Here is a 19,685-nt window from a genome sequence, read left to right on the forward strand (position 1 = left end):
TTTTATCATATTTCTTCCCGAGCAGTAGACCCCAGAACCCGTCATCGTTCGAAAGGGGGTCATGTGATGTCATCTCGTTACTCATTCAACTATCTGATTAGTGTGAAACCAGGTATAAAGAGACTGTCGGACGAAACTATTGTTCAGAGCAGTTTCAGCGGTCCCTCTTTCTCCACTTCATCGGAACCATTCTGGAGGAAGTAGAGATCGATCCACTCCTGCCCGTGCTCGCGGCAGAACACCGGTACGCATGTCGTCGTATGCTCGTAGCGCTGTTCACAGCGCGTCTCGATCTGTTCTCGCGTCCAGTCACCGTCTTGCTCTAGGTCGTATCGATTGCGAACTTCCCACGAGTGTTCGTCGGCAGCGGCCTTGAGGACGCGAAGCGAGAAGTCCCGAGTATCCTTGAACGTAAACGGACCGCTCATCGATGCCGCTTCGCTCAGGGCAGTCTCTTCGACGCCGTCGAGACACAGGCGATTCTCTGCGACGGCGCGGAAGGCTTCGAGTTCAGCAGATTTCTCGACGAGGACGTCGTGTAGGTAGCTGTGGACGACGTCGCCGTATCCCTCCAGAGTGAACGACTGCTCGGGTGAGACGATCTGCAGTTCAGCTCCGGTCTGGGCGACTCGGCGACGTTTCGGTTCGAGTAGCGGACACAGGAATGCGAGCCGGTCAGCGTGCAGGAGGTAGGCGTAGCTGAACAACCGAGACCGAGACGGCGACTCCTTCACTGGGTCGTGGCCTTCTGCGTAGTATTTCGAGTCTAGCACAGCTAGTGTCTCGTCGCCCTCTTGTAGCGCGTGGTCCGGTTCGTGGTAGATCTGGCCCTCACCCTCGAACGGGTTCACGGACGGTGATCGGACAGGCGTCACGTCGTCGAGGCCGCCGAGGTGGTCGTAGGACTTGATATACGAGAGCTCCCGCTCAATGACGACCTGGGAGTACTGCTCGAACAGCGACTCCATATTCAAAACGTAGTCCACGACCAGTTCTCGCGGGCCGTCTCGGAGTTGCTGGCCGAGTGACGATGACATCACTGCCTTGGCGACGTCGAACGCCTTCTGGTAGTACCGTCGCTGCTTCGGAAGGTCGCTAAGCGAGAGACGTCGATACGCGTCCATCCGATCTAACCCGCTGTTAACACCCATACTCTCCAGGCGCTCCACCTCTCGGTGAACCTCTGAGAAGATACGGTCGTACGCAGGGTGGTCGTTCTCGTGAGAGTTCTGTCGAAAGAGCCGAAGCAGCGTCTTCCCCGCGTAGTGGAGCAGCGAGTTCGCGGCGTTGTCGTACTCGGTTTCGTTACGGATCCAGTGTGGTTCCAGCGTCCCCCGCGCGTGGTTCATAAGCGTCTGTTCGACGTCGATCTCTCCCCGACCGTCCAGACTGTCGAGCCGTCGGATAACCAAGTCGCGGATGTACCCCTGCCGGTGGATCGTCTCTAACCCATCGAGGTAGTTGATCGCCAGCACAACGAAGATATCGTCGAGATGGATGTCGTCGGAGAGGAAGTCCTGCAGCGGGATCCCGTGATATTCGATGGAGCGGTTCTGGTCGTAGACCGCCAGCAGCATATCGAAGATGTGCTCCCAGTTGATCTTCGGATCGACCTGGACCTTTGACGACGGCGTGAGGCTCACGACACCGATGATGTCCGTCGCCTCGACGTGGAGTACCTCGTTCTCGTCGCCGTCTACGGTAACCGTGACGACCTCGTACTCCTGCTCGCCGTCGAGCGCCGCCTGACTCTTCGTGAAGACGCCGGGACTCTCTTGTGTGAATGACGCGCGACGAAGCTGGTCCCCGATGGACGACGGACAGCCCTCTATCCGGATCTCCCCGCGTTCGGGGACGTTGAAGGTGTCCTGCCCGTACTCGTAGACTTCGTCAACGGTGCTCATTACTCGTAGGAGCCCATCTGGCGACGCTCCTGTTCGAGTTCCCGTTCGGCGAGCTCAGCAGCAGGGGCGAGATCGAACTCCTCGAACTCGCCGTTCATCGCGCGGTAGTGTTCCGCGATTCGCTCGATCTGCGGGAATGCGGCGGCGTTCAGGAGTCGCGGAACGATGTACGTCCGGAACGCCTGTCCGACCGCATCTTTCTGGTCATACTCGTACTCTCCGCCTTCTCGACAGCCGACGCCAAGGAAGACGGCGACGTCGCGATAGTGCATCGGACCGAAGCGCATGATCGACCCTTGCGACGTCGATTCGTGGCCGTGGTTGATTCCTTGGTAGTCCCGCTCGAATAGCCGGAGGATTTCGCTTTCTCCGAGGTCCGTGTGGTCGGTGACGTGCGTGGTGATCCAGTCTTTGAACAGCTGTCGGCGCTTGTCCTCCTCGTACTCGTCCAACTCGATCATGGCGAACCGGCGGGTGATCGCGTTGTCGAGTTCGTTCACCGTCCGGTCGGACATGTTCATCGTACAGATGATGTTCACCCGCTCGTCCAGTTCAATGGTCTCGCCCTCGTCGGTCTCGAAGATGGTCTGATGGGGATTCTCGATGGCAGTGTACAGCGGACCGAAAATCTTCGAGATGTCGGCTCGCGTGATCTCGTCGAGGATAACGCCGTACTCGACGTCGAATCGGCGGGCACGCTGAACGGCTTCGGACACGCAGCCGAGTTTCGTCCGGTAGCTTAGCGAGTCACCGGTGTAGTCCGGGCTGATGCCGCCGATGATGTCCGACGGCGTCCACGAGGGGGTCGCAGTGTTGAGAGCGTACCCGATACCGGTCTCACGGGCGAGCTGCTTGGCGAAGGTCGTCTTCCCTGTTCCGGTCGGTCCGTACAGGACGACAGGCTTCCCGGCTTCAAGCGCGACTTTGGCGTTGCGTTCGACATCCTTCGGAACGAGTATCTCTTCGGGTGTTTCGTCACCGCGGAGACTCACGACGCGCTTGAGGCGGTCTGAAGCCAGCGGTGACTCAAGCACAGCACGCCGAACCCGACCCAGACCCCGTTCACCGTCGTGGACCACATCGAGTTTTTCGTCCTCGATCAAAAACTCCAGTACGTCTTCGCTCTCTGCATTCCGGATTGCTTCGACGACGTCGTCGGTTACACGGCGAAGAATTCCGACTTCGTCTTTCGCATCTTCAAGTGTATAGTCGTCCGACGAGTCACTCATTATCGAATACAGGTAGTCCGCAGTATATAAAATCCCGTTCAAAATCCTGCTGGCGCTCGATGAGGACATTCGGCCGCCGTCGATTACGACGGACGGCACATGATAGATTCTCCAGCGGGTCTCGAAAGCCACAGAGATCGATATCGACCATCCGAAACACGATTATCTTGCTCCGCACGGTGGTCGACGTGGTCTGGGGGAGGTGCTTGTCCGCGCGTTCGGGTACACGGTGGCTGCTCGTTACTTGGATAACTCCGAGGAGATGGTGAGAGAGCGTTACGCACATATAGAAGCTGGTGAACTTGGCGATGTCGCAACTGAGGCACTTGGTGCGTCAGCACTAGGTTTATACCGCTCGGCAGACTTCTTTCCAGTATGAGCCTCGAAGAGACGGTTGACTACCTCGCCGAGGAACTCGACCTCGAGCGAAGTGAACACGTCCGTGAGGTTGGTCAGTCGGTCGCCGAGCTTCGCGACTGATCAAAACATCTCTCTGAAGTCCCGTTCGACGAGTCCGTCCTCCAGATACGTGATGAACTCTTGTTTCGTTGGTCCTTGACGGTCGAGCAGATCGTCCCGTTCTGCTCGTTCGAGAACTGCCTGCGCGAAGTCCGTACAGTGGGACTCATGCTGCTTAGCGTACTTCGAAAGGGCTTCTCGCCAGTGCATATCCAGCTCGAACTCGGCTAATCGGATTTGGATCCCGTCTTTCCGTTCGACGAGGTCGACCTCCAAGTTTTTGAGTTGCTTGAATCGGAGATTGTTCCGGCGAACCGTGATGAGCCGCTTGGAATCAACGATGTAGGGATCGACCCACTCTCGCCAGGTATCGTCGTCGACGTGTGTTGGTGGCATCGCAAAATCCGGGTTCACACTTTCAATACAGAACTGAAGCATCGCGATGCCAGTTCGATGATTCGCATTCGGGAGGGAATGTCGGAGAATCAAATTCGACATCACCTCTCCAGCGACGTTCGGGAGTGGGGCTCCCCAGGATACGTGATCAAGTGCCTGCTGGATCTTTTGTGGTTCGAACTCCTTGTAAAGCCGAAACTCATCCTCATCTCGAACATCGACAGCAGCTTCGAGCAATTCCACTAACCGGAAAGCGACAACTTGCCCAGGACGGGGGAGGTCACGAATACGGTCGCTCAGCCATTCCTGATCAAAGTCAATATCTTGGGCTGATTCAATCTCTGAATCGCCCTCGTAGAGCACATATACCGGTGTTTCGAAGGGGTACCCGATGAGTTTTGTCGACTCGTCGGATTGCTCTCGCTGAGATTGGATTTCTGTAACCGATGCCGAGCTATATTTGAGTGAGAAATTCTCGGCCTGTGGGTGGTGATAGAAGACGAGCCGAGCCATCTCACTATGTATTCGTGGGAAGTGGGTAAAGCAGTCCCGCTTTTATATTGAGTTCTATTTGCCAGGTACTACGACGTCGTGGGTGCGTTCACGCCCTCTAAATACTGGCTTTCCCACTCACGTCGTGCCTCGATTTCCCGCAATCCGCGTTGCGTGACCGTGTACACGTTCGTCCGTTTGTCGAGTTCACCTTTCTCCAGGAGGCCCTTCCCGACGAGGTCGTCGAGGTTTGGATAGAGCCGCCCATGATTGATCTCTTGTTCGTAGTAGTCGTCAAGTTCGGCCTTTACTGCGAGCCCGTGTGGTTCCTCGAGTCCGGCAATCACGTACAAGATGTCCCGCTGGAACCCAGTTAGATCGTGCATCCGTCTGTTCCCAAATTTTGTGGGTGGCATATGTTCTCTCTGGTACTCCGAGGCGGATACAGCATGACTGGGCAAGAACTCCGCGTGGGAACTTCGAACATTTATATGGTGGACAAGAGAAGTCCGCGATGGAATGTCTGACCTAATCGTCAAAGCAGCCGTGAAGGACGCACTCTCGGACCAGAACGTCTCGGCAGATTTCTACGACGCCCTCGACGAAGAGGTCGCCGACCTGCTCGACGACGCCGCAAAGCGTGCTGAGGCCAACGACCGGAAGACGGTCCAGCCCCGCGACCTCTAATTCGGAAGGTACCACACCGACGCTCGAAGTCACTCCCCGTTTTAAGGGGGTTGTGACTGGAAGGTACTCCTATGAGTGTCACAGCCGAATCAATTCAAGTCGAGAATGTGGTCGCGTCGTCCGATATCGGTCAAGAACTCGATCTGGAAACGCTTTCTGAGGATTTAGGAGCCACCGACTACGATCCCGATAACTTCCCTGGACTCGTATATCGGATGCACGATCCTAAAGCCGCAGCGCTCATTTTCCGCTCGGGGAAAGTCGTCTGTACGGGTGCAAAAAGCGTCGACAATGTGACGACTGCGTTGGAATACGTCTTCGACGAGCTCCGTGAATTGGGTGTCGATGTCGCTACCTCTCCAGATATCGAAATCCAGAATATTGTCTCAAGTGGGGACCTCGACCACACACTCAATTTGAATGCGATTGCGATCGGCCTAGGTCTCGAACACATCGAATACGAACCAGAGCAGTTCCCGGGGCTCGTCTACCGGCTTGACGACCCGGACGTCGTCGCACTCCTCTTCGGGAGTGGAAAGCTCGTCATCACGGGCGGAAAACAGCTTGACGATGCTGAACAAGCGCTTACAGTGATCGAAAACCAGCTCACTGACCTCGGGTTACTGGAGTAATTCGACGACACAGAACAGTTGGCAGGGTACACTGGCACTGGTGAGTACATTTTTGAATCTGCTCTCCCCGTGTTAAGTTAGTGCGATGGCTGATGCCGAACGGGAGGTAGATGATGTCCTGTCCGGGAATGTTCTTTCAGTCCAAGATCTGAACGACCGAATTGCATCGGTCGTCCAGGACACGCCTGCCCTCAACGGCGTCCGCTGTATTGGCGAGGTCACGGATCTCCATCAGAACAGTACCGCCCTCTATTTCACCCTGACTGACGGCGACGCCGAACTTCCCTGTATGCTCTGGGCGAACCGCTATCAGAAGATGGACGCTGACCTCGAGGACGGGACCGAGGTCATCCTCGAAGGCGATATCGACTACTGGACAGAGGGCGGGAAAATCGACCTCAAGCCGTGGGAGGTGATCGTCGTCGGCGACGGCGATCAAGCAGCTGCCGTCGAGCGACTACGAAGCGAACTCGAAGAGCGTGGCTGGTTCGACGACGAGCAGAAACAGCGCCCGCCGGCGTTCCCAGAGCGGGTTGGGGTCGTAACCTCCCTCCGTGGCGATGCCCGTTATGACATCCAGAACGCGATCCACGAACAGGACCCTACCGTCGACATCCTGGTGAAGGACGCCACCGTCCAAGGGTCGGAGTCGCCCACATCCATCGCGAACGGCATCCACCATCTGGACCGCTCCGAGGACGTCGACTCGATCATCGTCGGCCGTGGCGGCGGGAGTGATTCGAACCTCCAGGCGTTCAACACCGAGCGGGTCGCGGAAGCCATCTTCACCGCGAACACCCCGACCGTCACGGCGATCGGGCATACTGACGACCGGTTAATCGCAGATCAGGTCGCGGATGTGGCAACGATCACGCCGACGGCCGCTGGCGAGTATATCGTGAATTCCCGCGAGGAGTTCTTCGCGGGCGAGGTCAAGCCGCTGGCACAGCAACTCGACGCTGCGTACGAAACCTTCCAGCAGGAGCACGAACACGAACAAGAACTTGCCGAAGCAGTCGACGAGGCGGCCGCACCCGAGGGGCTGCCGCCGGTCTACTACAAGGCCGCAATCGCTGTGCTGTTGTTGCTGTTGTTGGCCATCACTGGGCTTTGGTTGGGGGTGATCTAAGCGTGGCAAACGACCAAGAGATCCACGACCGGCTGGCCCGTGTCGAAGAAATCATTGAGCAGCTCGATGCGGACGAGTGTGACCTCGATGAAGGGACAAGGCTCCACGAGGAAGGTCAGGAACTCTTGGCCGAGGTGCGAGAAATCCTCGACAACGGGCGTGGAGAGGTCGTGGAACTCGAGTAGAGCGCCATTCCAACCTTAACCAACAGACAACGGCATCTAACCCCGTTGTTGGTTAACGGTACCTTTGCAAGGTGAACGAACTCTCCGGTTATAATTTACTTTAGATTTTTGCGCCAGTTGGTGGCCAGAAAGCATATACCGATCTTCTAGCTATCGCACCACCATGGACCGGGGCTCAACCGGTGCATACCCACCCCGCACATATGATCACACGGGCAGTCACCATCGAAGACATCGATGATCTGTACCTGACGTGGAACAGCCATATCAACGGGTCCGCCCTCTACCGCCGCGCCCTCCGAGATGAGATGGAGCTTCGCGACGTTAACCCTGACGAGCTTCGAGATCTCTTCGAACGGGCTCGCGAACAGGGCTACACGAAAGACGAGATCGTCGACGAGACCAACCGCTACGCTGATCTGAAAGCACTCGTCGACGACGCAGAGGAGTAACCCGCTATGTCACAGGACAATACGCCCTCCGAGACGGCTTCGAATCGCCCCGACAGCCAGTCCACGGCATCGAGTAGGCTTCCCAGGCAAGCTGTGTTCATCGTCGTCGCCCTGAGCCTGTTCGCTGTGGAACCCGCCGCCGCACAGACGAATGCCGTCTGTAGTGCGGACAACCTCCCCAGCATGATCGAGGGCTTCTTCCAGCTTACCACGGCGCTAGGCATTGTCGGCCTCGCAGTCGTGTGGCAGGCTGACTCCCTTATCGAGATGTTCACGATCACGCCCGAGCAGAAGAAGGGCCTCAAGCGGCACAAACGGTCGGCGATGAAGTCCGCGGTCGTCCTCGTCGCCCTCGGCCCACTCTACACCGTCGCTGGGTCGATGATGAACCTCCCGCTGGCGCAGTGCGTCGACCTCGCCCCCTGGTAGGCGACTACCACCCCCGTCGCGAGCCCCCATGACACAACGAGAGCTCTCCGTGCTAATGGCCGCCCTGTTCGTGACGAGCCTAGTCACAGGTCTCGTCACTGCAAGCCCGCCACGGCCAGGCACGGAGGGGAATGGCCTCACAGAAAATGAATCAGCGACACTGTGGTCTCGCGACGCGGACAACTACATCACCCAAGAGGAGTACCAGCAGCGCTACGGCGAGAGCCGGACCGCGATGCACCAGCTCGCAAACGGGACGGACATCACGTTCACGCGTCCGCCGGCGACAGCTGCAACGTGGACGCGAAACGACTTCGCTGATCTCGAAGCCGGTGGGTCGGATACGTCCGTGCATCCGCGCCACGCGTCGCTCGAAGATGGCGTGTTTATCGAGGACGCCCACGCCACGGTGTTCGCAGTGCAGCCGTCGACGCGAGGTCACTTGGAGTCGGGTGATACGCCGCTCTATATCGCGCCGAACGGCACGATGCGGGGGCTCGTCGACTATCGCGTTCGCGTCCCGAACGGCAGCTCTTCGGGGAACACGACGATCGAGTGGTCGCTCGCGAGCAACGAGGTCGAGGAGGTTCGATTGCAGAAGGACGGCGAAACCATCGTCGAGCGTGACGGCTCGCACACGCCGGCCCTCGACTACCAGATCGAGGATGACTGGAGTGCAAACCTCACGCTTGAAGCCGAGATCAGCGTCCGGCTGAAGAAGACCACGCGAATCGACCTGGGCGACGAGACCGATGTCGAGGTCACGTACCGAACCGAATCGCTCAACGTCTCGGATTCGATCGCCGTCGAGATCTACGACCTCTCAGCGTACCCCTACTACGCCGAGTATCCCAATGGTGACGCCGGTGTGGCCATTTTCCAGTCTCGACCGTGGCAGGGGTACACGCTGACGGAGAATGGAAGCGCACGAGTGCGTGGCGTCTGGCGGTTCTACACCGCTCGGAACTCCAATTGGGATACCCTCGTCAGGTCGAACCGGACCGACAGCGCCACCGTCGAGTCTGACGCAATTCCCGTGTACGTCCATGCATATCCATCGCGGATCGGCCCGAGGGCTGAACCAGTTCGCGATGGCCCAGAGATCATCGACACCTGGGGCACTGACCGACCGTCTCCGGTCGGCACGCTCGGTGAGAACATCAACATCGACATCGTCAACCAGTCGTACACGACGACGTACGGTGTTGCGGTTCGCGCGGAGAACGTCGACCGCAACGCCCTCCAAGTAGCGGGGATCGTGCGGGGTGTGAACGCCTCGATTGTGGCACCTGACGCTGGCTCAGAGCGGCAGCTCCGGCGCAGTAATCTGACTGTTGAGGTGCTCCAGCAGAACGAAAGCCAGGCCACACTCCGCATCGAGCTCCGGGATAACGAGACCGGCGCACCAATCGTGCTCAGCGATCCCGACCGACGATATCCAATCGGCGGGAACACTCGCAACGGGTACATCACCATCGCGGAGCAACGTGTTGAGACCAACGCCTCCGGGGTAGCGATTGTGACGATCGACAAGCCGGGTATCTACACGGCTCGGTACCATCCGGGTTCGTGGCTCGGGCACGACCCCGCGTATGTGAGTGCGACGGCAACTGCTCGGTGGCACCCGCTTGGCACCATCGACGGTTGGTTCGCGTTCATTTTCGAGGTCGGCTGGCAGCTCATCCCGTTTGTTGTGATGTTCTACGCTGGCAAGCGACTTCTCCGAATGCTCGGTCCAGAAGACATCTTCCAACGGAACCCGTAGTCATGACTAGAAACCACCCACACATCAGTCGGCGAACCGCCCTCCGAACAGTCGCAGGTGCTGCCCTCATGAGCGTCGCTGGCTGTCTGAACGACAATGGCGGTTCTGGGACGCCTGGTGACGGAACGACCTCTCCAGATGGCAAAGGTCCACTCACGCGTATCACTATTGAGGGAACAGCACTCGTCGTCGAACTCTCCGAAGAGGCCGACGTCGACCAGGTCAACCTCATCCAACCGAACGGCGAGCTATTCGGGAAACGTGACGTAGCCGCGGGTGCTCAACAGGTCTCGTTCGAGATCGGCACCGCGTATGCGCCCGGTGAGTATCGCGTACTCGCGTTGAAGGGTGAGGAGACAGTAGTCGAGACCACGACTGAACTGCGTCCAGAGATCCAGATACAGGATGTCGGACTCTATCGGAATAATCCAGATAAGCCGTGGGACGAAGTCTATGGTGAGAGCGAGACAGACCGGATCAAGAATGGCGAGGCATTCGTTACGGTAGAGAACACAGGAAGCGGTCCGGAAGCGATAACTGAACTAATCTTCTCCGGGGACGTTCCCAATCCAATTGAGAACCCCAGAGGCAGTGGAATGCACGAAACCGACCGGGTAGTAGTCTCCCCTGGCGAGACGGCCGACCTGTTCAGTAGTTCGTTTCCGTTCGGCACAGAAACTGAGGACGGGATGGGATGTTCCCCAGACGGGAATAGTGGCCAGTTTACTGTTATCGTTGAGACCCGGGTCGGTGGAAATCAGGTCTCAAGCACCTACAACGTCCAATACACTAGTTCCGACGATATGACTGATTGTGAGGTCACGATCACTGAGGTATAACGATGGTCGATCTCATTGATGTCGTCCTTGAGGGTATCAAGGGCGTCGTTGAGTGGTTTATTGGGCTGTTCATGGACGGTCTCAGATCAGGGTATGAAACTCTGACTGAGGGAATGTTCGGGACACCCACTCCAGAGACGAACGGAGCTTTTGTCTTCGGTGAACCGACCAATGCACCCTGGCCAGCGATTCACGATGCTCTCATCGGCGGCGAAATCATGCTAGTTGCCCTCTTGCTCCTTGTGATGAGCGTTCAGGGCCGTCACACGGTTCGGATCTTCAATATTGGAAGTACCTACGAAGCCCGAAAAACGAAGAAAACGGCCTGGGTCGGTGCTTTTCTAATCATTACGTGGTACTGGATTGGGACTCTCGCGCTCTACCTCGTTGACGGATTCACTATCGCCCTGATGCCGGAGCTTTCCTCGGTTACGGAGGCGATGATTGGATTCTTGGAAGTATCTATCACAAACCCAGGGCTGGGATTATTGTTTGCCGTGATTGGTGGAATCTCGATGTGGGCGTTGGAGGCGCTGTTCTACATCCGGATGATTCTGCTGTATGTCTACCTGTACGGAATGCCGATTGCATTTGCACTGGCCTACGGAAATATTCCGGTCGTATCCGATATCGCGATGGGGTTTTGCAAACGGTTTGTCCCGTTGGCTGTCCTCCCGCTCCCGGCAGCGATGGTCCTCAAGGGGTACGACTTGATCTACGGCGGTGGGACGCTCACGCCAGGAACAGCGTTCCTCAAATATCTCGTCGCTGCGTCCCTCCCGCTGGTCGCCCTCTACATCACGTGGAAGACGTTCAAATACGCGACTCCGCTGACGGCCAAAGTCGTCGGCGGTGCGACGAAAGGCGCAGCACTCGTTGGCGGTGTCGCCGCTGGAGCCTACGTCGGTGGCGCCGGCGTCGCGACGACCGCCGCTCGGTGGGGGCCGAAAGCCGCCGCTGGCCACGCCGTCGCCCAAAAAGCGGCTGCCCGCGGTGGGCATGGAGGAGACGATGGCGGGACGCCATCGTACCGTCGAACAGAGAATGACCCTGGTGGAGCGACAGCGGAATCGGCGAGTGACGACCGTGGGATGGAGTTTGATCGAGGAATCCACTAACAATGTCAGCAGATCAAGACGCGGCCGCACGGCGCATCATGGATCAGTTCGGCGAGGAGAGCCGCATCCCGTATCTCAATATCGAGGAAGGGGACGTCGGCATGCTCATCGCCTTCCCCATTATTGGGCTGTTTATCGCGGGCCTCACCGGGATCGAATCACTGGCTCTCCCGTTCGTTGCTGGCGGGCTTGGCTTTGGCGTTGCCGTCATCTACGTCTCACCAACCCACCTGAACGCCTGGACGTGGACCAAAGACGTCTATCGGTACCTCAAACGGCCTCAGGTCACGTTCAGTGCGCCCGCCAACGCCGACACGGGTACCAACGAGTCAGAGCGCAACGAGGGCGGACTCGCGAACTACACGCCGTTCAAGCCGGACGAGCGAACGCAGGATCTCACCAACATCAAGCGAGCGTGGCCGGGCGCTGGTGCTATCCAGCGTGAAGACGGCTCGATGGAGGCATTCATCGAGATCGATCCGGCCAACATGGACTTCGCAATGTCCGACGACTGGGCACAGCTGCAAGACGCCGGAGAAGAGTTCGCCAACAAAGAGCTGGACTCGAAGCTCAAACTCCACGCCACAACCCGTTCCTTCCCGGTCGAGCAGATCACCGAGACCATCGAGGAGCGCCTCACTGACGAAGACGTTACGGAGAACCCGATCTTCCGGGAACTCCTCGAAGAATATCGGGAAACACGGCCGAAGGAGATGCGTGACCGGGGCATTCAGCAGGTCCGGTACTACATCGGCGTTGAAGTCAGCCCGATAGAAGTGTACGACCGCTTCCGCGACGAGGGCACCCCCGCCGAGAAGCTGACCCAGTTCCCCGTCATCGGGTTCCTGTTCAACCCGTTCGTCACCCGCCGCGAGGACCTCACCGACGTCGAACGTCGTGCGCAGATGTTCGAGAAGCTCGACAGTCGCGTGAACGACGTTCGCTCCGAGTTCATCCAGCAGGCGTCGGGGTGGTCCGCACGTCGACTCAGCACGGTCGAGCTGTTCGTTCTGAATATGGACTTTTGGAACGGCCGCGAACATGACTACGACGAGGCGGAACGTGTCGTTCGCGACCAATCGATCATCGGCCACTCGCGCCGGGAGGACCCACACGATGCGTAATGTGATCCTCCAGACTGATGGTGGCGCGCTTGGCTCCGTCACCGGGTGGCTCCAGAACCTGACACCAGCAGAGAGTGCAGTACTAGCCCTTGCAGTAGGTCTCGGCCTTGGCGTCGGCGGTAAGTACCTCTGGGACCGCTTCACTGCGGATGATGAACCAGACGTGGACTTCACCGATATCCTCGACGAGGAGACACTCGAAGAAGGCGAGGCCGAACGCAAGCTCCTCGACGACATCTCCGAGTCGCACAAGACCGTCACCGCGCCCGGAGCTGTCGAGTGGGAAACGCGAGCCGCACGGGTCGGCGAGCAGTGGACGACGACACTGTACATCGCTAACTATGCCGACTATCCCAACGACGGGTATCTGAGCGACCTATTCGAGATGACCGACGTGCAGTTCGATCTGACGGCCCACATCACGCCGAAGAACCAGGAGCGGGCCCGGAACGAACTGCAGGACATCGCGGACGACCTCCAGGTCGATGCTGACCTCGAACAGAGTATCCGGAGCGCGTATCTCCAAGAGCGCGCCAACGAGGCCGCAGCGACGTACAAGGCCGTCGAGAACGGCGCGAACGTCTTCGACCAGGGAATGTTCATCACGGTCAGAGCCGACGAGAAAGACGAGCTCAGAGACGCTGTCCAGACGGTCAAGAGTGCGCTCCGTGACGACCCGGCGAACCTCACGCCAAAGACCGCTATCTGCCGACAGGACCTCGCCCTCCAGTCCGCCGCACCCATCGGCGACAACGAGTTCGGCCGGACATCGATTGCGCTCGGCGGCGCCATCGGTGCGTTACTCTCCTCGCCGCACAACGCGACGATTCTCGAAGAGGGCGGCGTCGAATTCGGGATTCACAAGGACAACCAGAGCCCGGTCGTCATCGACCCGTTCGCGCGGGATAACGGGTACGCGATGTTCACCGTCGGCGACACGGGGTCGGGGAAGTCGTTCAGTTCGAAGCAGAACTTCATCCGTTCCATCGAGCAGAGCAAGGACCGCATCGGCATCATCCTCGAGCCGTTGAACAACTGGGCCGGCGTCTCAGAGGCTCTCGACGCCAAGCGGATTACCGTCGGCGGGACGCTCGGCCTCAACCCCCTAGAGATTCGAGAGACACCCGAACACGTCCAGCGGGCGATGGGCGAGGACGCGAGCCCGTTCAACGAGAAGCTCGACGACGCGATGAGCTTCCTCACGAACTTCTTCGCCCTCCGGGGTATCTCACTGGGAGATCGGCGCACCACGCTCGAACTCGCTCTCAAACGTGCCTACCAGCGCAAGGGCATCACCGACGACATCTCTACGCACAGCAATCCGAGTCCGACCATCCGCGAGATGATGGACGTCTTCGAGGATATGGTCGACGACCCCGAGGAGTTCGTCGTCCGGTCCGACGAGGAGGCAGGGAAGATCAAAGAGGACGCGACGTGGCTGCTCGATCAGCTCCGCCCCTTCGAGGACGACGGCCGCCACGCCAACCTCGGCCAGGAGTCCGACTTCGACATTCGGGACGAGAAGGTCATCTACCTCGACCTCGCTCAGCAGGAGGGCAGCGTCGACAGCAGCACGGCACTGACGATGCAGTTGCTGATCTCGCTGGTCTACGAGCGGGCGAAGGTCTCGGAGAAGGAGGTCGTGTTCTACATCGACGAGGCGCGCTACATCATGCAGGACGCCGCGAGTCTGGCGTTTCTCGAGACGGTGTTCCGCCACCACCGTCACCACGACCTCTCGATCCGGTTGGTCACCCAGACCGTCGACGAGTTCTTCGAGCACGCCGAATCCGAGGCGATTCTGGACCAGTGTGCTGTCAAGCAGTTCCACCGTCTCGACGGGATGGACAAGGAGTGGGCCGACGAGTTCGGTCTGAACTACGCACAGATGCGGTTCGTCCAGGACGCCGTTCCTGGTAACGAGGACGCCGGCTTCTCCGAGGCCCTAGTGGGCGTCGACGGCGAGTGGCGTGGGATCCAGGTCAAAGCGATGCCCAAGGAGAAGCAGGTCATCGACTTCGAGCCAACCGAGCAACGGCGAGACTCACTCCCCGGGACTGGTGAGAATGCTGTGGACGCGGAGGTGCAGGCGTTCCAAGACGATATTGAAAGCCGAGCGACCGACAACGGACAACGCCCACCTGAGCAGACGCCAGCAGAGGCTGATGGTGGCGCAGCGGGAGGTGACGACGATGCGTGAGTACCTTCGCGTGACGCCAACCTCCGAACGCCTCAATCCGGAACGTCTGCCCCAAGCACTGGAGAGCCTCCACAAACTGACCTCCACGGACTCGACAGGGCTAGCTGACAAACTCAATCCGCTACATAGCGACACACCGCTACGCTTCGAATTCCTCGCGCTGAGCGAGGGGAAAGATGACCCCGTCGAATTCTACTACGGTGCAGACGACCATCTGGATACCCTTGAAAAACGGCTCCGGTCGGTCTATCCCGAGACGTTCGACATCGAGCGTACCGAGGTCGACATCGCATCCCGACTCGTACAGCCTGTCGAATTCGACCGTGAGACATTCGTCGAGCACTATGAATCAGGCGAGCTCACGTACGAGTTCGGCCCTGACGAGCAATACGAGAGTGGCACTGACGACAACAGTCAAGCGGGGTCAGGGGACGCCGAATCAGTCGCGGATGGAGGAACGGTCGGCGATCAGTCTGCCGACCACTTCATCGAAATCGAAGATACTGTCCTCGAACTCGCCCCCCCAGATGCGATTCCCGAGGATGAGCCACTCACGACGCTTGCCAAACCAACGGTAACAACGGAGGGGACGATACTCGCCCGGCCAGCGTCCGAATCCGTCTCCCCACTCGGCGTGCGGTGGCAAGGGTCGGCTACTCGGAAGCAGGACTGGATGACTTCACTCTCACCATATACTGCCGACGACGAAGCAGAACTCCCCGCGGTCGATCAGCCAGGGGGTGCGCTCGCGTCGCTCGTCGACCACCTGATGGAGGCGACAGCACCAGTAGCGTTCCAAGTCGTCTTCCAACGACGCGAGAGCTGGCAGTCCGATGCCGACCTTCGCAAGGAGGACGTCATCGACGGACGAGACACACTCGCTCAGGAAATTATTGGCTCCCTCTTCGAACTCGACGATCAGTCGGAGAGCCGGGACAGAAACCAGCTGAGCGACGCCGTTGCAAAACGTGTCGCGGCAATCGAGGCGAAAAACCCGAAGCGGTCGTTCACCGCGAACATCCGAGCCATCGGGATTCCATCCGGTGGTGACGGTCGCGATGATCTCAATGAGCGGATGCAGTCACTTGTCCCGGTGTTCGACCCGCTTGACGGGCCGTACTACCAGGTTGCGGCTGAACGGGTACGTGACAGCGGCTTGCGGGCAGCCACGAAAGAACGGAACGCACGAGCGGCGCTGCAGCGGCTCTTGGATCGTGAGATCACGACCGGTCGCGGGACGACCCGACCGGAGTTCGTCCTGAGCGGCCGAGAACTCGCGCACTTCGTCCTCGTCCCCTCCTCGGAACAGCTTACTGTCGAAGGGGCACGGGGGACGCGTGCGGAACAGCAGAGTCGGAATCCGTTGCCCCGTCCGCACCAGGACCTCATGAGTGAGTTCCGAGACGGGATGGCAATCGGGTATGCCCTCGACGACACTGGCGAGGCCGAAGACGTGCCGACACACATTCCACCCGGACTGTTGCCCACTCATTACGGCCGGTTCGGAACAACCGGCTCTGGGAAGTCGAAAGCCCTCATCAACGATATGCTGTCGCTGTACGACAACACGGAGGGGCCAACGATCCTCATCATCCCGAAGAACGACGATATGGCCCAGAATTACATGCGAGCTCACGCGCGTCGGTTCGGAATGACCGACCTCGAAGAGAACGTCGTCCACTTCCCAATTCCGGACGTCCTCCCCGGGTTCTCGTTTTTCGATCTCGAACCGTCGATGGAGAGTGGACGGCGCCGCGAAGACGCCGTCCAACGGAAGGCCGACCACTACGAAGAGATTTTGAAGCTCGTGATGGGAACCGACCGCTACGAGCGGGCGACTGTAGCCCCGACTCTCATCAAGACACTCATCAAGGCACTGTTCGACGAGGAATACGGCCGTGAGAACGGGCTATACCGAGCGTCGACGGACTACTTCGCCCACCGACAGCTCGAACACGTCGTCGACCAGCTCTGGGAGGCCGGGCCACCGAACGAGAACATCGCCGACGCCCCGCGGTCGAGCGACGAGGAGGTCACCCGGACGATTCGACGGCAGCTCCAGTTAGATTCGAACACCTTCGCGAACGTGATGGGCGGTGTCGGAAACCGCCTTGCGTACATTTCACAGGATACGCACCTGCGGCAGATCTTCAACAATACCGAGAACCAGTTCGACTTTCGGGATGTCCTCGACGAGGATACGGTCATCCTCTTCGACCTCGGCGACCTCCGCGACGACGCCGCCCGGATTATGACCGGTGTGATCCTGACGAATCTCGATGCAGCCCTCAAGGACCGCAAACAGGCGCTCTCCCAGCACCCGGACGACTACGTCGTGAACTTGCTCGTCGACGAGGCAGCATCAGTCGTGGTCTCCGACATCATGAACGATCTCCTTGAGAAAGGGCGGGGATTCCGGCTCTCCGTTGGCCTGTCGATGCAGTTCCCCGAACAAATGGAGGCTGAAGGTGGGCGGAAGATCTACCTGAACGCTCTGAACAACATCGGCAGTTCGCTCATCGGGAAAATCAACGTCGACCGAGAACTGGCGCGAGCGATGGCCCACGAAGAGATGGACCCCGCGGATTTCGCCAATCGGATTCGTTCGTTGCCGCGCGGAGAGTGGATCGCCAGCCTGCCAAGCCCGACGTTCGGTGAAACGGGGCCGTATCCGTTCAGTCTCGAACCACTCCCGATCCCACCGGGCCACCCCGAGAGCGAATCCCCGCTCACTGAGCGTGAAGAGGAGCAGTTCACTGAGACACTCTCCTCGATGCACGAGCACATCAGTGACGAACACGGCGTGCCGGCCGCAACAGACGCCTCAACAACGAGAACACCGACCGACGGACACGAGGTGCTCGATATCGGGAGCGACGACCTGGACGTCGCGATTGCGAAGGTGGTTCGGAGTCTGCAGCTTCGAGAGGGCTGCCGTGAAGAGAACGGCTGGGTGGCTGTCGAAGCAGTTGACGACGAACTCAGACGGCTCTTCGACGACGTCGACGCCGAGCCGCCATCGTATGATGCACTCGCGGACATCCGAGAACGATCACGATACCTCGATACGACCGTCGATATCGACGCCGACGAGCTCCGCATCCGGCTCACTGACGCCGGAGAGGATGTCTCGACACCCGATACTGGTGGCGTGCAGGCCGCTGGTGGAAGTACTCACGATGCAGCACTCCTCCAGATCGAGGAAGAACTCACCGCGCTCGGCTTCACTGTCTCGATCCTCGCACAGGATGGCAGCGAGAAACCTGACGCGAGGGCGAGTCACCCCGACGTTGACGACCGATTCGCCATCGAAGTCGAAACGACGACACCCGAGAATCCCGCAAAGGTGCTTACGAACCTACGAAAGGCCCAAGAAGCAGGGGATATCCCGCTGTTTGTCGTTCGCCCAGGAAACGACGAAACTGAGTGGGCCGAGCGTGTCGACGGCATTCTCACACCACCCGTCCGTACCCTCCAGAATGGTGAGACACGGTTCTACACGACTGACTCGAATCTCACGTTCAACGGTGGAGCGACCGAAGAAGGTGGAGTGACGGCCGTGCGACCGGCGACCGACGACGAGAACGGGACCCAGAACATCTGGCAGCGTGATGGCGACGAGATCGTCCTTCGTGATGCCAGCGGGACGGAACACATCCGTCTCCCATCGCTTGGAAAACTCTCGAAAGATCGTGTTCCAGCCATCTACAGCTACGACCACGCTGCCGACGAGTACGTCGTTTATGAGCATGGTGAGCAACACATCTACGAGACGAAATCGGCGTTCGAGGACGACTGGGTGCGTGTCAAGAAGCCATTCGTCCCCGAAGCTGAACTCCCCGTACCAGACTACACACGTTCGACGTACGGTATCGTTATCCTTCACGATGAGGCGGAATCGGTCGTGTATGAAGACGGTGAGAAGCAGCCACTCTCGGCAATCACTGACGGGGCGCTCCGTCCCGCATCGCCCGAATCATCGGCTGCTGAAGAACCACCTAGTCAGACCCACCAGGCAGATAGCACGGTCGAGAAAGAGCAGAAAGACCCATCGCCACCGTCGTTCGAATCGTTCGTCGACGAATATCTTGTCGAAGACGCGGATGAAGCCGTGCCGAAAGATGACGTATTCGACCTCTATAACGACTGGACAGAGGCACATGACATCGAGGATCCGCTGAACAAGAGCTGGTTCACACGGAAGCTCAATACCCACATCGAGGTAGACTCCACGAAGAAGCGAATCGACGGGGAACCCGTCCGGCATTACACTGGTGTCCGCCTCCGGTCTGAGGAGGATTCTCACCCATGAAATGGAAGTACACGGTCCAATTCCCAATATCATCGCAAATTCTCGGCAGCTGTTCCACCCAAACTGAATCATGACCCCATCCGATCAGACCCTCAAGTCGAGAATCACCCGACTGCGGCATGTTCCACCCAAATCCCCAATGGGTGGAACACCTACGGACCGAGCGAAATGGGTGGAACACGCTCACGTCCAGCGATTTGCAACCAGACATAGTGAGTGTTCCACCCAACAACCAACTAGAATAGAACGGGGGGTCCCCGTTGGGACCAAGGGATTGGATCGCGACGTAACGCAGAGAGAGTTCTGTGCTGGCTCAGAGACAGTGAGAGCCAT

The 19,685-nt window shown here is 58.9% G+C and carries 16 protein-coding genes and 1 pseudogene; 13 read left to right on the forward strand and 4 right to left on the reverse strand.

Going from position 1 to position 19,685, the window contains the following annotated elements:
- Positions 1–143: 143 nt before the first annotated feature.
- The gene (locus tag ACOZ4O_RS01070) at positions 144–1,904 is read right to left on the reverse strand and encodes a 5-methylcytosine restriction system specificity protein McrC (protein ID WP_424523516.1); all 1,761 of its coding nucleotides are present in this window, start codon (positions 1,902–1,904) and stop codon (positions 144–146) included.
- Entirely contained in the window at positions 1,904–3,133 is a 1,230-nt protein-coding gene (locus ACOZ4O_RS01075; RefSeq protein WP_135823125.1) for an AAA family ATPase, read from the reverse strand. The genes ACOZ4O_RS01070 and ACOZ4O_RS01075 overlap by 1 nt, the downstream gene beginning before the upstream one ends.
- Before the next feature lie 43 nt (positions 3,134–3,176).
- On the opposite strand from ACOZ4O_RS01075, the pseudogene ACOZ4O_RS01080 reads away from it, so the two are divergent.
- Positions 3,177–3,512: pseudogene (locus tag ACOZ4O_RS01080) on the forward strand (hypothetical protein); the annotation flags it as partial.
- 101 nt (positions 3,513–3,613) lie between these two features.
- On the opposite strand, the gene ACOZ4O_RS01085 reads toward ACOZ4O_RS01080, so the two are convergent.
- Both ACOZ4O_RS01085 and ACOZ4O_RS01090 read right to left on the reverse strand, forming a co-directional pair.
- Positions 3,614–4,501: a hypothetical protein gene (locus ACOZ4O_RS01085; protein ID WP_424523517.1), complete on the reverse strand. Its 888-nt coding sequence runs from the start codon at positions 4,499–4,501 to the stop codon at positions 3,614–3,616.
- 68 nt (positions 4,502–4,569) lie between these two features.
- Complete coding sequence (locus tag ACOZ4O_RS01090; RefSeq protein WP_144906690.1) at positions 4,570–4,866, reverse strand: PadR family transcriptional regulator; 297 nt, start codon at positions 4,864–4,866, stop codon at positions 4,570–4,572.
- A gap of 133 nt (positions 4,867–4,999) precedes the next feature.
- On the opposite strand from ACOZ4O_RS01090, the gene ACOZ4O_RS01095 reads away from it, so the two are divergent.
- The 12 genes from ACOZ4O_RS01095 to ACOZ4O_RS01150 all read left to right on the forward strand — a co-directional run bounded on the left by ACOZ4O_RS01095 (position 5,000) and on the right by ACOZ4O_RS01150 (position 19,352).
- Positions 5,000–5,167, forward strand: a complete 168-nt coding sequence (locus ACOZ4O_RS01095) for a DUF1931 domain-containing protein (protein WP_122106698.1) — start codon at positions 5,000–5,002, stop codon at positions 5,165–5,167.
- Between the two features lie 71 nt (positions 5,168–5,238).
- Positions 5,239–5,799 (forward strand): TATA-box-binding protein, encoded by a 561-nt coding sequence (locus ACOZ4O_RS01100; protein WP_424523518.1) that lies wholly within the window; start codon positions 5,239–5,241, stop codon positions 5,797–5,799.
- Between the two features lie 85 nt (positions 5,800–5,884).
- The gene (gene xseA / locus ACOZ4O_RS01105) at positions 5,885–6,928 is read left to right on the forward strand and encodes an exodeoxyribonuclease VII large subunit (protein WP_424523519.1); all 1,044 of its coding nucleotides are present in this window, start codon (positions 5,885–5,887) and stop codon (positions 6,926–6,928) included.
- A 2-nt stretch (positions 6,929–6,930) separates the two neighbouring features.
- Positions 6,931–7,113 carry an exodeoxyribonuclease VII small subunit gene (gene xseB / locus ACOZ4O_RS01110; protein WP_119712814.1) on the forward strand — a complete coding sequence of 61 codons (183 nt, stop codon included), beginning with the start codon at positions 6,931–6,933 and terminating at the stop codon, positions 7,111–7,113.
- 203 nt (positions 7,114–7,316) lie between these two features.
- Positions 7,317–7,565 carry a hypothetical protein gene (locus ACOZ4O_RS01115; RefSeq protein ID WP_235156988.1) on the forward strand — a complete coding sequence of 83 codons (249 nt, stop codon included), beginning with the start codon at positions 7,317–7,319 and terminating at the stop codon, positions 7,563–7,565.
- A 6-nt stretch (positions 7,566–7,571) separates the two neighbouring features.
- Positions 7,572–7,994 carry a hypothetical protein gene (locus ACOZ4O_RS01120; protein ID WP_424523520.1) on the forward strand — a complete coding sequence of 141 codons (423 nt, stop codon included), beginning with the start codon at positions 7,572–7,574 and terminating at the stop codon, positions 7,992–7,994.
- 28 nt (positions 7,995–8,022) lie between these two features.
- Entirely contained in the window at positions 8,023–9,759 is a 1,737-nt protein-coding gene (locus ACOZ4O_RS01125) for a hypothetical protein (RefSeq protein WP_424523521.1), read from the forward strand.
- 2 nt (positions 9,760–9,761) lie between these two features.
- Complete coding sequence (locus tag ACOZ4O_RS01130; RefSeq protein ID WP_424523522.1) at positions 9,762–10,598, forward strand: hypothetical protein; 837 nt, start codon at positions 9,762–9,764, stop codon at positions 10,596–10,598.
- A gap of 2 nt (positions 10,599–10,600) precedes the next feature.
- Positions 10,601–11,716: a hypothetical protein gene (locus tag ACOZ4O_RS01135; protein ID WP_092893807.1), complete on the forward strand. Its 1,116-nt coding sequence runs from the start codon at positions 10,601–10,603 to the stop codon at positions 11,714–11,716.
- A gap of 2 nt (positions 11,717–11,718) precedes the next feature.
- The gene (locus ACOZ4O_RS01140) at positions 11,719–12,840 is read left to right on the forward strand and encodes a hypothetical protein (RefSeq protein ID WP_424523523.1); all 1,122 of its coding nucleotides are present in this window, start codon (positions 11,719–11,721) and stop codon (positions 12,838–12,840) included.
- Positions 12,833–15,040 carry a VirB4 family type IV secretion system protein gene (locus ACOZ4O_RS01145; protein WP_424523524.1) on the forward strand — a complete coding sequence of 736 codons (2,208 nt, stop codon included), beginning with the start codon at positions 12,833–12,835 and terminating at the stop codon, positions 15,038–15,040. The genes ACOZ4O_RS01140 and ACOZ4O_RS01145 overlap by 8 nt, the downstream gene beginning before the upstream one ends.
- Entirely contained in the window at positions 15,033–19,352 is a 4,320-nt protein-coding gene (locus tag ACOZ4O_RS01150) for a primase-like DNA-binding domain-containing protein (RefSeq protein WP_424523525.1), read from the forward strand. Before ACOZ4O_RS01145 ends, ACOZ4O_RS01150 begins: the two co-directional genes overlap by 8 nt.
- Positions 19,353–19,685 lie beyond the last annotated feature (333 nt).

This window comes from Salarchaeum japonicum, from assembly GCF_049705945.1.
Lineage (GTDB): Archaea > Halobacteriota > Halobacteria > Halobacteriales > Halobacteriaceae > Salarchaeum > Salarchaeum japonicum_A.

Bases quoted from the DNA above. Each gene is read 5' to 3' on its own strand.
- ACOZ4O_RS01070 (WP_424523516.1), bottom strand. From the start codon at position 1,904: ATGAGCACCGTTGACGAAGTCTACGAGTACGGGCAGGACACCTTCAAC.
- ACOZ4O_RS01075 (WP_135823125.1), bottom strand. From the start codon at position 3,133: ATGAGTGACTCGTCGGACGACTATACACTTGAAGATGCGAAAGACGAA.
- ACOZ4O_RS01085 (WP_424523517.1), bottom strand. From the start codon at position 4,501: ATGGCTCGGCTCGTCTTCTATCACCACCCACAGGCCGAGAATTTCTCA.
- ACOZ4O_RS01090 (WP_144906690.1), bottom strand. From the start codon at position 4,866: ATGCACGATCTAACTGGGTTCCAGCGGGACATCTTGTACGTGATTGCC.
- ACOZ4O_RS01095 (WP_122106698.1), top strand. From the start codon at position 5,000: ATGTCTGACCTAATCGTCAAAGCAGCCGTGAAGGACGCACTCTCGGAC.
- ACOZ4O_RS01100 (WP_424523518.1), top strand. From the start codon at position 5,239: ATGAGTGTCACAGCCGAATCAATTCAAGTCGAGAATGTGGTCGCGTCG.
- xseA (WP_424523519.1), top strand. From the start codon at position 5,885: ATGGCTGATGCCGAACGGGAGGTAGATGATGTCCTGTCCGGGAATGTT.
- ACOZ4O_RS01115 (WP_235156988.1), top strand. From the start codon at position 7,317: ATGATCACACGGGCAGTCACCATCGAAGACATCGATGATCTGTACCTG.
- ACOZ4O_RS01120 (WP_424523520.1), top strand. From the start codon at position 7,572: ATGTCACAGGACAATACGCCCTCCGAGACGGCTTCGAATCGCCCCGAC.
- ACOZ4O_RS01125 (WP_424523521.1), top strand. From the start codon at position 8,023: ATGACACAACGAGAGCTCTCCGTGCTAATGGCCGCCCTGTTCGTGACG.
- ACOZ4O_RS01130 (WP_424523522.1), top strand. From the start codon at position 9,762: ATGACTAGAAACCACCCACACATCAGTCGGCGAACCGCCCTCCGAACA.
- ACOZ4O_RS01135 (WP_092893807.1), top strand. From the start codon at position 10,601: ATGGTCGATCTCATTGATGTCGTCCTTGAGGGTATCAAGGGCGTCGTT.
- ACOZ4O_RS01140 (WP_424523523.1), top strand. From the start codon at position 11,719: ATGTCAGCAGATCAAGACGCGGCCGCACGGCGCATCATGGATCAGTTC.
- ACOZ4O_RS01145 (WP_424523524.1), top strand. From the start codon at position 12,833: ATGCGTAATGTGATCCTCCAGACTGATGGTGGCGCGCTTGGCTCCGTC.
- ACOZ4O_RS01150 (WP_424523525.1), top strand. From the start codon at position 15,033: ATGCGTGAGTACCTTCGCGTGACGCCAACCTCCGAACGCCTCAATCCG.